Here is an 11,460-nt window from a genome sequence, read left to right as displayed (position 1 = left end):
TTACCTGCAATTCGGAAGCCTGAAAAGTAGACTATTCCTATGCGATATCAGCGGCTTCCGTATTCTTCACGGCCGACTAATATAGGTCGTGGGGTACTGGGATGACGACCCGGTTCAGGCTCTTTGTCCAGCCTCCGTTCGAGGACGCTCGAGCGTGCCCTGAAATCGTCACGGTTTCATCGCCGCTCGGAAGCGTCGGTGTCGGCCCGTCGGACGATCGAATGTATGTCGTGGAGCCGGTCGGCAAGACCAGGCCCTATGGCGTGAACCGCGCGCCCTTGGGAACGCCGTTTATCTATCTGCCGCCCTGGACAGGAAATATCCTCGCGCCGGCAGTGCCCGACGAGCGCGGCAATTTCGATCACTACCAGCCATCGATGCCCGGCTTCGAGGCCGCATCTCTTCGGCTCCGTGCGGTTCACGCTCGATGTGTGGGAACGCTATCTCGGCCAGTCGGTTGCATGGCATTTCCGCGATCATCATGAGCGTCTGGAAATCTCGATCCTGCCGACGTGGAACAATGCGCAGTTCGGCTACGGCTATCTCGAAGTGGGCAGCCAGTTCGAGACGGACGGAAGTATCCTCCCTTTCAGCCTCGACTTCGACATCATCGCCCACGAGGTCGGCCACGCTATAGCCTTCGCCGTGCTGGGCGTGCCGGGCCTGGGCAAAGAGTTCCCCGAATATGTCGGCTTCCAGGAAGCCTTCTCCGACTGCGTGTCGCTGATCGCCGCCATGCATTTCCCGTCGGTGATCAACAATGTGCTGGACGAGACGCGCGGCAACCTCTATCTCGCCAACCGTCTCGCGCGCTTTTCGGAATTTTCGCCGCATAGCCAGATAAGGTTGGCAAACAACCAGCGGACGATGGCCGAATTCGTCCACGGTTGGAAGAACGAGCATGACCTGTCGGAGCCGCTCACCGGCGCGATATTCGACATTCTGGTCGATATCTTTCACGAGAGTTTGGTGGCCCGCGGCCTGATCTCGTCCGAGATCGAGAATCTCGCCGATGTCGCCGAAGCCGATCCGGCTGCCCGGGCGCCGCTGCAGGACGCCTTCGACCGCGCTTTCGCCCGCCGGACCGACGGCTTCCGCGAGGCGCTGCTCGATGCGCGCGACGTCGTCGGGATGTATCTCGCCGAAACGCTATGGGCTTTGGGGCCCAATTTTCTGGACTATGGAGATGTCGCGACGGCGATGCTCGCCGTCGATGAGGTCGAGACGGGGGGTGAGTTCGCAAGGCTCATCGATCGCAACTTCAGGCGTCGGGGCATCGGCGAGCTGCACGCTGGCAGGCGGATCAACAATAGGCCGCGCCGCGGCCATTCCCATTCGGCGCGCACCTTGCTGCCGAGAGATATATCCAATTTTCCGAAGATGACTTATCGAGAAAGAGTTATGTTAGCAAGGTCGATGTCTACCTAGATAATAATAAGTGGAGAGGAAAATGTCAGATAATGAAACACTACTTGGCGTATCGTCTGTATATCTGTTTGGTCGGTTGCTTGAAGACGTGATTTTGAGAGGAGGCGGCATATACGATAACTTGCAGGTACCAAGACCAGGAAACAACAATTTTCTGCGGCGTCAGCTCGAACATGTTGTTGGAACTGCTCCGAATCAACGCCCCGATGCGCGTCTGGCACGGATTTTTTCTTTTTCCTTCGAGGGAGCATTTTATGAACTGGCTCCGCCAGCGATTTTTCTCGTCCATGGGGCCGGTCTTGACCCCGACGATCCCTCCCCAACCAATGCCGACGACGTAGTTGAGTACAAAAGACTGTCCCGGGCTCCCGGGTCCAGTGCGCGAACGGGCCTCGGCTTGCAGATCGGGGCTTTCTCCAGGGACATAAAAGTATGGATTTACGACAAGAGCGACCATTCGCTCAGGTTGGACGCAGAGACGGGGTCACTCGAGCAAATCCTGCTATCTGGAGAGGCCTATGGCGGAGGCATGGGCAGGTCGGGCGGCGTGATGGGTAGATCGGGTGGCGGTATGGGCAGATCCGGTGGCGGCATGGGTAGGTCGGGCGGCGTGATGGCAAGATCAGGCGGATGGACGCCACGAAAACCAAATGATCTCGATTGATCTCGTCGAACATGCCGCAGGAACAAGGGAGGAACTTCGTATGGCTGTAGATATCGATTATCTGGAAGTAAGCCCTGTTAAAATCGTCAAGGGGGGCGTTGGATACTTTGACATTGTTGGCGATGAGCTCCTGACGGCCAACTTGGAATTCTACGCCTCATTCGATGAGGCTGGCGCGCAACCGGACGATCAAATTGAAGTCCATGTCGATGATTCGAAGACAGGAAAAGAAACAAGACTGCCGATGATTGCTGAGGCAACTGAAAAAGCGGACAACGATGCGAATAAGGTACGCTGGGTTGTGATCAAATTGGATGGCAATATAGAGGACGCCGCACAAGGTTTAATAGTCATTTAGAGAGGCCTTCGCCGCCTGCAATCCGGCCCGCCAGAAGTCGGCTCCTGGCGCTGTTCCCACTATTTGAGCACACGCATTGCACGGAGCCCGTGCGCAGTTAGTCGACCACACCACTCAAGGTATTAGCACGAGCTTGCCGGTCGAGCGGCGCTCCTCCAGCGAGCGGTGCGCTTCGTTGGCCTGGTCGAGCGGGTAGCGGCCGCCTTGCGTCACGGCAAGCTGGCCGCCGGCGGCCAGCTGGAAAAGCTCCGACAGGCTGGCCCTGAGGCCATCGGCAGAGAGCAGCGGCAGCAGGGCGAAACCTCGCAGGGACTGGTTCCGGGTGATCATCGCTTCCAGTTCCGCAGCGCCGACCGTGTATCTGCCCAGCGCCGCAAAAACCAGCTCTCCGCCAGGCGCGAGCGCTTGCAGCGATGCCGCCGTCATCGAGCCGCCGACAATGTCGTAGACGACATCGACGCCGGCGCCGCCAGCCGCCTCCCGCACTCGCGCGGGCCAATCCGCCGCGCTGTAGTCGACCGCGGCATCGGCGCCAAGTGACAGGGCAAGATCGAGCTTGGCCCTGCTGCCGGCGACCGCGATCACGGCGCTGGCGCCCTGGCGTTTGGCGAGCTGGACCAGCAACGAGCCGACACCGCCCGCGGCTGCAGTGACCAGCACCGGCTTGCCGGCTGGCGGGCTTTGCCGCAGCAGATGAAAGGCCGTCAGTCCCTGCACCATCAGGGCCGTCGCGTCTTCGAATGAGAGCGCGTCGGGCAAAGGCACGGCCAGCGATGCGTCGATCGTCACATAGTCGGCATAGCCGCCAAACGGGCGCTTCGAAGCGAACAGCGGCGCAGCTATGCGTGTCCCGGTCAGCGAGATGTCAACCTCGTGACCAAGCGCCTCCACGGTCCCGGCAGCCTCGACGCCGAGAACCATCGGCAATTGCGGCGTCATCGCGTAGCGATCCCCGCGCATCAACACCTCGAAGAAATTCACGCCGGCCGCATGAACGCGGATCAGCACCTCGCCTGCTTGCGGCTCCGGCTTCGGCATCTCGACGATGTCGAGGACGTCGGGACCGCCGAAACGGTTCAGTTGAATGGCTCTCATGGCATGCACCCATCGCTATGGCATCGGCTGCTGTTTGCCACTATCTGCCTGATCGCGACCACACACTCATTTGTCCCCTGCTGACCAGGAGGTGACCATGGCCATGCCGACCAAAACGGGGCCGACCAAAACGGGGCCGACCAAAAGGCTGCTCAAGAGACTGCCTCTGCTGCCGGCGGAACGCGCGCTGAAAGTGATCTCGGGCCGATGGAAGGCTGTCATTCTCTACCATCTCTTTGACGGCCCCCGGCGGCTGTCGGCGCTGAAGACGCTGGTGCCTGATATCACCCAGAAAGTGCTGATCCAGCAGCTTCGCGAAATGGAGGAACACGGCCTTGTCAGACGCGAGATCTTTGCCGAGATCCCCTCACGCGTCGAATATTCGGCGACGCGCCTCGGCCTCAGCCTCGAGCCTATCCTTCTGGCGCTCTGTGAGTGGGGCCAGCACCATGCGGATGAGTTGAACGAGATGGACCGCCTCGCCGACTGTATCATCAGGCCTCGGCAGGCGCGGCAGCCAGCCATCGCCTGAATCAAAAGGGGCGACGCAAGCGCCGCCCCGGGAACCCTTGGGAGGACTGTCCTGGTCTGCGGTTCAGGCCGCCTTGACTTCCTCGGCCACCGCGTCGGTCTGGCGCGCCGCCTTCAGCACTTTGGCCCACCATGCAACGTCGTTGACCAGCGCGGTCGCCGCCTGGTTCAGGTGCTCGAGCTCCTCGAGCTTCTTTTCACCTTGCCGGACGGCAAGGAAATCGCCCCAGGCGATATGGACTGCCGACTTGACCGGCGCCATCTGCAGCTCGACCGCATGCAGCCTCAGCTGCTCGACGGCACGCGCGCCGCCGACGCTGCCATAGCCGACGAAGCCGGCCGGCTTCTTGTGCCATTCATTAGCGGCGTAGTCGATCGCGTTCTTCAGCACGGCGGTCGGGCCATGATTGTATTCGGCGGCGGTGAAGATGAAGCCATCGAACTCGGCGACCTTCTTCTGCCAGTGCTTTGCCACTTCATTCTGCGACGGCGCCCAGGCGGACGAAGCGACCTCGTCGAAGAACGGCAGCGGGAAGTCGCGCAGGTCGACCACTTCCACGTCGATGTCGGCATGCGACTTGGCGATCTTGGCGATCCACTGGGTCGGAACGTCGGCGAAGCGTGCGGCGCGGGTCGAACCGACGACAATGGCGATTTTGGGTTTGGACATAGAGGGGCTCTCCTTCAGGCGAATTTCTGGTATCGTTTAGATACTTGAGCTATATGAGTGACTGCGCCAACGAGGCGCAAGGAGGCACCTTTTTGATACCAAGGCACCCGCACCGCACCGAGGACTGCCGCGCCATCTCGGAAATCCTGCAGCGCGTCGGCGACAAATGGACCGTGCTCGTCGTCGGCAAGCTCGGTGACGGGCCGCTGCGCTTCAACGAATTGCGCAGCGCCGTCGGCGGCATTTCGCAAAAGATGCTGACCACGACGTTGCGCGGGCTCGAGCGCGACGGCTTCGTCACCCGGACCGTGTTTCCGACCATTCCGCCACGCGTCGACTATGAGCTGACCGACCTTGGCTACGAGCTGCTTGTGCCGGTCGGCGCGCTCGGCGAATGGGCGCGCAAGAACACCGAGCGGGTCAAGGCCGCTCGCGAAAGATTCGATGAGATACATGCCTGAAACCCTTGCGCTGCAAGGGTTCACAGCAGCGAGCGCTCGCCAAGGCAGGGTTCAGGATGTGTTGACGCATTGCGGGCGAGCCGCCCTTACAAGGGGGAGCTTGGCCGTCATCTTTGATTTCGCCAATCGCCAACCTCGAAAAAGAGGCGCTGTCGGCGGAACTGCCAATCTCCCCCCAAGTGGGGGAGATGTCCGGCAGGACAGAGGGGGGCGCCGTAGAGCGCCATCCTCAATAACCACCGAGCGTTGACCAATGCCTCACACGCCACTGCCTCCGCGAAATCGCGCAAACGCCAGGTCAACGCGGAAGGCGATGACCGGTGCTGAACTGAAGCTTTGGAACGAGCTTCGCGCACATCGGCTGATGGGGCTTGGCTTCCGCCGACAATTTCCGATCGCCGGTTACATTGTCGACTTCGCTTGCCCGGACAAGAAGCTCGTCGTCGAAGTCGATGGTTCGCAGCATGCCGACGCCGATGCAGGCGATGAGGCGAGGACAAAGCGTCTAGAACGGGACGGCTGGACCATCCTGCGCTTCTGGAATGACGACGTCATTCGTGACATCGACAACGACTGCCAGCATATTGTGATCGAGGCAGGGCTCGCCGGTACGACTTGATACGCCGGCGGGACAGCGCCCCCTCTGTCCTGCCGGACATCTCCCCCATGCCTCCACCTTGAGCGTCATCGAGGTGCGGCCGACGCGCTCGACATGCGTATAGATGCACAGCGTGTCGCCGATCTTCATCGCCTTGGCGAACGACATTTCCTTCACCGCCGCCGTCACCACGCGGCCCTTGGCACGCTCGGCGGCGCGGATGCCGCAGGCCAGGTCCATTTGCGCCATCACCCAGCCGCCAAAAATGTCGCCCGCCGCATTGGCGTCCGAAGGCATGGCCAAGGTCCTGAGCGTCAGATCGCCAATCGGCCGCCCGTCCGCGTAATGCACCATGCGCCAAATCCCCTCGATATCGATCTTCTCCCGTATCGGGATGGCACCGATGCGTCAACGCGCTGCCAGGTGCTAGACTGCGCACAGCGAGTTGAGAAAGGCAGCTGACATGAAACTTACCTCTCGCCCTCTGACATCAGATCTATGGCCCGCGCTCGAGGAGCTGTTCGGTGAGAGCGCCGTCTGCAGTCGCTGTTGGTGCATGTACGGGCGGATCGGCAGTTCTTATCGAAAGCGACCAGGCGAGGAAAACAAGGCGGCGTTCCGGCAAGCCGTCGAGCATGGCCCCTCCCCAGGCGTACTTGCTTTCGACGCCGTTACTGCTGTCGGCTGGTGCCGGGTGACGCCCAGAGATGCCGTGCCCTGGCTCGATCGGCTGTGGCAATTGAAGCGAGTGGATGACGCGCCGGTCTGGTCCTTGTCCTGCCTCTACGTGCGAAAAAAATACCGCCGGCAAGGCATCACATCCCACCTGATCGCAGCGGCGCTGCAAGCTGCAAGGCGCGCAAACGCCCCTGCACTTGAGGCCTATCCTTTTGATGCCGACGTATCGCCGAGCGCTTCCGGCAGCGGATACGCCTCCACCTTCGCTCGCGCCGGGTTCAGGGTCGTCGCCCGCAGGGTGTCAGCCCGCCCGATCATGCGTTGTGATTTCACGCAAAATGCTGATGATGGCGTGTAATGCTGGACCGCTTGGCGACGCGGCAAAGGCCACTTCGGGCAGGACACCAACTGCAAACGAAGTGCCGGTCGCTTTTTTCACAGGCGATGCCGGAAGCTCCGGTGATCGCGGCGGCTTGCGGCGTCTAGGTTGAGCGAGAATTCGGAGCCGGCCGCAGCCATCATGCAGACCTATGATTTCATCATTGTTGGCTCCGGCTCGGCCGGCTCGGTCGTGGCCGAAAGACTGTCGGCTTCCGGCCGCTTCTCGGTTCTGGTGCTCGAGGCCGGCGGCAGCGACCGGCGTTTCTACGTCCAGATGCCGCTCGGCTACGGCAAGACCTTCTTCGACCCTGCGGTCAACTGGAACTACAAGACCGAGCCGGACTCCGGCCTCGCCGGCAATGTCGACCACTGGCCGCGCGGCAGGCTGCTCGGCGGCTCGAGCTCGATCAACGCCATGGTCTGGATTAGGGGCGCGCGCGAGGATTTCGACGCTTGGGCAGCGGCCGGCAATCCCGGCTGGGGCTTCGACGACCTGCTGCCCGTCTTCAAGGCGCTGGAGGACAATCAGGCCGGCGCCGATCAATGGCGCGGAGTTGGCGGTCCGCTGCATATCACCGACTGCTCGACCTCGGTCCATCCGCTGACCAAGCGCTATCTGGCGGCCGCCAATCAGGCCGGCCTGCCGTTCAACCCGGATTTCAACGGCGCCGCCCAGGAGGGCGCCGGCAACTATCAGATCACCACCAAGAACGGCCGCCGCATGTCGGCCGCCCGCGCCTTCCTGCGCCCGGCGATGAAGCGCAAAAACCTCCGCGTCGAGATCAATGCGCTGGCGACCAGGATCCTGTTCGAGGGCAAGCGCGCCGTTGGCATCGAGTATCTCCAAAATGGTGAGACGAAAACCGCCCGCGCCGGCCGCGAGGTCATCCTGTCGGGCGGCTCGATCAATTCGCCGCAGTTGCTGCAGCTTTCCGGGATCGGTCCCTCGGCGATCCTTGGCGCCCTCGGCATTGCCGTCGTCCACGCCAACGAGAATGTCGGCGCGAACCTGCAGGACCATGTCGGCATCAACTACACCTTCAGGGGCAAGCTGCCGACGCTCAACCAGATCCTGCGCCCGTGGTGGGGCAAGCTCATGGTCGGCATGCAATACATGCTGATGCGCTCCGGCCCGCTGTCGCTGTCGATGAACAATGCCGGCGGCTTCTTCCGCACCGATCCGGCGACGGCACGGCCCAACATGCAGCTCTATTTCCAGGCATTCTCGACCGTCATTCCGAAGAGCGGCGAGCGCCCGATCCTGACGCCCGATCCGTGGCCGGGTTTTTCCATCGGCCTGTCCAACTGCCGTCCCTCGAGCCGTGGCGAGATCATGATCCGCTCCGCCAATCCGCGCGACTATCCGAAGATCGTCGCCAACGCCTTTTCGACCGAGGCTGATGTCGCCGAGATGCTGGCGGCGGTGAAGTTCATCCGGAAGATCGCCGCCATGCCGGCAATGGCGGAGATCATCGAGGAAGAGGTGTTGCCGGGCCCGTCAATCACCTCCGACGCGGATATCATCCAGGATTTCAGAAAGCGCTCGGGCACCGTCTACCACCCGGTCTCGACCTGCCGCATGGGGCCGGACGCTGCGCGCGCCGTCGTCGACCCGCGCCTGCGAGTTCACGGCCTCGAAGGCTTGCGCGTCATCGACGCCTCAATCTTTCCCGATAACATCACCGGCAACACCAACGCCGCCGCGATCATGACCGGATGGAAGGGCGCCGAACTGGTTCTGGAGGATCAAAAATGAAAATCACCTACGTCAAAACCTGGGTTGTCGGCAATCCGCCGCCCGGCATCGGCGGCAAGTATTTCATCTTCGTCAAGCTCACCACCGACGGCGGCGTCGTCGGCTATGGCGAGGCCTACAACGCCACCTTCTCGGCCCATGTCACCGCAAGAATGATCGAGGACATGGCCGAGCGCTATCTGATCGGCCGCGATCCGCACGACATCGAGAACTTCTTCCGCCGCGCCTATTCGTCGGGCTTCACCCAGCGCCCGGACGTGTCCGGCATGGGCTGCTTTTCGGCGCTCGAAATCGCCTGCTGGGACATCCTCGGCAAGGAGGCCGGCAAGCCAGTCTACAAGCTGCTCGGCGGCCAGGTGAACGAAACGCTGCGTTCCTATACCTATCTCTATCCGCACAGCGGCAGCGTCCATTCGGAAGATGCGCGCGGCAAGAACGTCTACAACGACCCCGACCTGGCGGCCGAATGCGCGCTCGAATATATCGAGCAGGGTTTTAATGCCGTCAAGCTCGATCCGGCCGGCCCCTACACCGCCTTTGACGGTCACCAGCCGCGCCTCGTCGACATCGATCTCTCCGCCCGCATGATCAAGGCTATCCGCGAGGCGGTCGGCACAAGGGCCGACATCCTGTTTGGCACGCATGGCCAGTTCACCGCATCGGGCGCGCTGCGCATGGCCCGCGCCATCGAACCCTACGATCCGCTGTGGTTCGAGGAACCGGTGCCGCCCGACATGCCCGAAGTGATGGCGCAGGTGGCGCGCGGCACGTCGATCCCGATCGCCACCGGCGAACGGCTGACGACCAAGTTCGAGTTTGCCCGCGTCATCGAGAACCGCGCCGCGACCATTCTGCAGCCCGACCTCGGCCGCTCCGGCGGCATTCTCGAAACCAAGAAGATCGCCGCTATGGCCGAGGCCTATCACATCCAGGTCGCCCCGCACTGCTATTGCGGGCCGATCGTCGGCGCGGCCAACATCCAGCTTGCCGTGACCTTGCCCAACTTCCTCATCCTGGAATCGCTGAAGCAGTGGGACGGTTTTCACGAAAAACTGCTGAAGAAGAAGATCGAGTGGCAGGACGGCAACGTCATTCCGTCGAAGGAGCCGGGCCTTGGCGTCGAGCTCGACGAAGCCGTCTGCGAAGCGCATCCCTGGACCGGCACGGAGCTGCATTTGCAGATGATGCAGACGCCGTTGACGCCGTGAACGCCCGCAAGAGCTGCGACCGGGCTTCCCGGCCAGGCTCAAGCCCTGCCGTCAGGTAATTGTCACGCGATTCCAGCATGTTGGCCTGGTCGCCTAAATCACGATCGAAGCGACCGGAACCAAGGTCTCAACAGCTTGATTCAATACCTCAGCGTCAGCGCGCCGGGCAGGATCTCGAAGGTCGCCGGTATGCGCCCCGGCGACTCGCCGTCTATGTCGACCAGAGCGCCGTTCTTTTGCACATCGCCGAGTGGTTCGACAACGACTTTCCTGCCGCGCAAAATGGTGATCGCCGGGTGGTTGCGATGCCGGCCGCCATAGAGCAGACGGATATCCCAGATCAGCTTCAGCTTGCCAGCCGCGCGCAGGATGACGATGTCGAACTGACCGTCGTCCAGTTCGGCATCCGGCGCGATCATCATGCCGGCGCCGAAGAATTTTCCGTTGGCCACCGCCACCAGCGCGACGCGCGCCTCGACCGGGACGCCATCGTCGATGGTGATCACGACGTCCTGGAATCGGTAGCGCATGAATTCCCACACGGTGCGCCAATAGAACAGCGCCTTGGCCGACACATTGCCCTTGCGCTTGTCGGCGTTGACCGCGCGGTCGGTGGCGCCCGACAGGCCGAGGCTGGCGATGTTGATGAAATGGCGGCTGGCCAGGGCGCCATGGTCGTCGACGTAAGAGATGCGGCCGGCATCGACCCGGCGGGCCTTGGCCTCGGCGATGCGCTTCAACGTCAGGTCGACCTCGTCCGAAAGGTCGAGCCCGCGGGCGAAATCGATGCCGGCGCCGCAAGGCAGCAGGCCGAGTTCGGCCGTCCGGCCGCTTTCCGCAAACGCCTGCAGCAGCCCGTCGGCGACTTCGCTGGCGGTGCCGTCGCCGCCCGCCGCGATCACCAGGTCGCAGCCGCTGGCGGCAAGGACCAACGCCAGCCTTTCTGCGTCGCCGGTCGCCTGCGTCTCGCGCAGTTCGAAATCGCCGAAATGTTTCCTGAGCGAAGCGCTGACCTCGGGCCAATGCCGCTTGAGCCAGCCGCCACCGGCAATCGGATTGAGAACCACCCCGACCTTCAAGAATGCCTCCCCATAGGATAGCAACGACACTGCTGTCCTAAAATCCTTCGCCGGCATTGAAGCCCGCGCCGCAGTGTCGGGCAAGGGCCGAATGCTCGATCTTGCTGCTCACCGCAGATCAGGGCCGTGTCCCGCCTCCTGCATCTCGGCAAAATAAACGCGCCGATGCAGGCCTTGGTCCCCGATAATCCCGCTATCCACAGGCTCGCAACCGTTTCGCCGAACGCTTATCTCCCGTACATTAATCCCATCTCAGGCGGCTACGATTGCCAAGTCGAAAGGCAAAGCGAAACGGCGGATTTCCTGAGGCCCGTACGGCCCCGAACGCAGGCTTGCCTGTTTTGAGGACCGAGACTACGGGGCCGCGGAAAGCGTGCGAACGCCTACGGCGGACCGATGCTGCCATGAAGGACGGCAAAAACCTTCGATGGCGCGCTGGACGAAGCTTGCAAGGGTGGAGACTGGCGAGGTCCCGAACGGACGCTGCCCTCGGGCGGTGGCTGGCAGGACCGTCAACATCAAGGCCGGCATGGCGCGACGTCTTTACGGAAGT

Annotated in this window: 12 protein-coding genes and 1 pseudogene; 9 read left to right on the top strand and 4 right to left on the bottom strand. The window is 62.2% G+C overall.

Annotated elements, in window-relative coordinates:
* Positions 1 to 101 precede the first annotated feature (101 nt).
* The 3 genes and pseudogenes from AC0L18_RS28585 to AC0L18_RS28575 all read left to right on the top strand — a co-directional run bounded on the left by AC0L18_RS28585 (position 102) and on the right by AC0L18_RS28575 (position 2,450).
* Positions 102 to 1,428: pseudogene (locus tag AC0L18_RS28585) on the top strand (gluzincin family metallopeptidase).
* Between the two features lie 22 nt (positions 1,429 to 1,450).
* Complete coding sequence (locus AC0L18_RS28580) at positions 1,451 to 2,092, top strand: hypothetical protein (RefSeq protein ID WP_473495159.1); 642 nt, start codon at positions 1,451 to 1,453, stop codon at positions 2,090 to 2,092.
* Positions 2,079 to 2,450, top strand: coding sequence for a hypothetical protein (locus AC0L18_RS28575; protein WP_473495158.1), 372 nt, complete (start codon positions 2,079 to 2,081; stop codon positions 2,448 to 2,450). The genes AC0L18_RS28580 and AC0L18_RS28575 overlap by 14 nt, the downstream gene beginning before the upstream one ends.
* Before the next feature lie 114 nt (positions 2,451 to 2,564).
* On the opposite strand, the gene AC0L18_RS28570 is transcribed toward AC0L18_RS28575, so the two are convergent.
* The gene (locus AC0L18_RS28570; RefSeq protein WP_473495157.1) at positions 2,565 to 3,545 is read right to left on the bottom strand and encodes a quinone oxidoreductase family protein; all 981 of its coding nucleotides are present in this window, start codon (positions 3,543 to 3,545) and stop codon (positions 2,565 to 2,567) included.
* Between the two features lie 97 nt (positions 3,546 to 3,642).
* On the opposite strand from AC0L18_RS28570, the gene AC0L18_RS28565 reads away from it, so the two are divergent.
* Complete coding sequence (locus tag AC0L18_RS28565) at positions 3,643 to 4,077, top strand: winged helix-turn-helix transcriptional regulator (RefSeq protein ID WP_473495156.1); 435 nt, start codon at positions 3,643 to 3,645, stop codon at positions 4,075 to 4,077.
* Between the two features lie 63 nt (positions 4,078 to 4,140).
* Here AC0L18_RS28565 and AC0L18_RS28560 read toward each other — a convergent pair whose 3' ends face one another.
* Entirely contained in the window at positions 4,141 to 4,746 is a 606-nt protein-coding gene (locus tag AC0L18_RS28560; RefSeq protein ID WP_473495155.1) for an NADPH-dependent FMN reductase, read from the bottom strand.
* Positions 4,747 to 4,838: 92 nt separating this feature from the next.
* Between AC0L18_RS28560 and AC0L18_RS28555 the strand changes: the two genes are divergently transcribed.
* Together AC0L18_RS28555 and AC0L18_RS28550 are read left to right on the top strand one after the other, a co-directional pair.
* Positions 4,839 to 5,207, top strand: coding sequence for a winged helix-turn-helix transcriptional regulator (locus tag AC0L18_RS28555; protein ID WP_254021305.1), 369 nt, complete (start codon positions 4,839 to 4,841; stop codon positions 5,205 to 5,207).
* A gap of 253 nt (positions 5,208 to 5,460) precedes the next feature.
* Positions 5,461 to 5,826, top strand: a complete 366-nt coding sequence (locus tag AC0L18_RS28550) for an endonuclease domain-containing protein (protein WP_473495154.1) — start codon at positions 5,461 to 5,463, stop codon at positions 5,824 to 5,826.
* Here AC0L18_RS28550 and AC0L18_RS28545 read toward each other — a convergent pair.
* Positions 5,713 to 6,159, bottom strand: coding sequence for an acyl-CoA thioesterase (locus AC0L18_RS28545; RefSeq protein ID WP_473495153.1), 447 nt, complete (start codon positions 6,157 to 6,159; stop codon positions 5,713 to 5,715). The genes AC0L18_RS28550 and AC0L18_RS28545 overlap by 114 nt on opposite strands.
* 202 nt (positions 6,160 to 6,361) lie before the next feature.
* Between AC0L18_RS28545 and AC0L18_RS28540 the strand changes: the two genes are divergently transcribed.
* From AC0L18_RS28540 to AC0L18_RS28530, 3 genes are all read left to right on the top strand, one after another.
* Positions 6,362 to 6,841 carry a GNAT family N-acetyltransferase gene (locus AC0L18_RS28540; RefSeq protein WP_473495152.1) on the top strand — a complete coding sequence of 160 codons (480 nt, stop codon included), beginning with the start codon at positions 6,362 to 6,364 and terminating at the stop codon, positions 6,839 to 6,841.
* A 162-nt stretch (positions 6,842 to 7,003) separates the two neighbouring features.
* Positions 7,004 to 8,620, top strand: coding sequence for a GMC family oxidoreductase (locus tag AC0L18_RS28535; RefSeq protein ID WP_473495162.1), 1,617 nt, complete (start codon positions 7,004 to 7,006; stop codon positions 8,618 to 8,620).
* Positions 8,617 to 9,828, top strand: a complete 1,212-nt coding sequence (locus tag AC0L18_RS28530; RefSeq protein WP_473495151.1) for a mandelate racemase/muconate lactonizing enzyme family protein — start codon at positions 8,617 to 8,619, stop codon at positions 9,826 to 9,828. Before AC0L18_RS28535 ends, AC0L18_RS28530 begins: the two co-directional genes overlap by 4 nt.
* Before the next feature lie 140 nt (positions 9,829 to 9,968).
* Here the strand turns inward: AC0L18_RS28530 and AC0L18_RS28525 are convergent, their stop codons facing one another.
* Positions 9,969 to 10,907 (bottom strand): diacylglycerol/lipid kinase family protein, encoded by a 939-nt coding sequence (locus AC0L18_RS28525; protein ID WP_473495150.1) that lies wholly within the window; start codon positions 10,905 to 10,907, stop codon positions 9,969 to 9,971.
* Between the last annotated feature and the right edge of the window lie 553 nt (positions 10,908 to 11,460).

The organism is Mesorhizobium sp. WSM4819 (assembly GCF_055811215.1).
The sequence above is the reverse complement of the archived record's forward strand: the minus strand, read 5'-3'. Positions and strand labels throughout refer to the sequence as shown.

Bases quoted from the DNA above. Each gene is read 5' to 3' on its own strand.
- AC0L18_RS28550 (WP_473495154.1), top strand. From the start codon at position 5,461: ATGCCTCACACGCCACTGCCTCCGCGAAATCGCGCAAACGCCAGGTCA.
- AC0L18_RS28560 (WP_473495155.1), bottom strand. From the start codon at position 4,746: ATGTCCAAACCCAAAATCGCCATTGTCGTCGGTTCGACCCGCGCCGCA.
- AC0L18_RS28575 (WP_473495158.1), top strand. From the start codon at position 2,079: ATGATCTCGATTGATCTCGTCGAACATGCCGCAGGAACAAGGGAGGAA.
- AC0L18_RS28540 (WP_473495152.1), top strand. From the start codon at position 6,362: ATGTACGGGCGGATCGGCAGTTCTTATCGAAAGCGACCAGGCGAGGAA.
- AC0L18_RS28545 (WP_473495153.1), bottom strand. From the start codon at position 6,159: ATGGTGCATTACGCGGACGGGCGGCCGATTGGCGATCTGACGCTCAGG.
- AC0L18_RS28565 (WP_473495156.1), top strand. From the start codon at position 3,643: ATGGCCATGCCGACCAAAACGGGGCCGACCAAAACGGGGCCGACCAAA.
- AC0L18_RS28530 (WP_473495151.1), top strand. From the start codon at position 8,617: ATGAAAATCACCTACGTCAAAACCTGGGTTGTCGGCAATCCGCCGCCC.
- AC0L18_RS28535 (WP_473495162.1), top strand. From the start codon at position 7,004: ATGCAGACCTATGATTTCATCATTGTTGGCTCCGGCTCGGCCGGCTCG.
- AC0L18_RS28580 (WP_473495159.1), top strand. From the start codon at position 1,451: ATGTCAGATAATGAAACACTACTTGGCGTATCGTCTGTATATCTGTTT.
- AC0L18_RS28570 (WP_473495157.1), bottom strand. From the start codon at position 3,545: ATGAGAGCCATTCAACTGAACCGTTTCGGCGGTCCCGACGTCCTCGAC.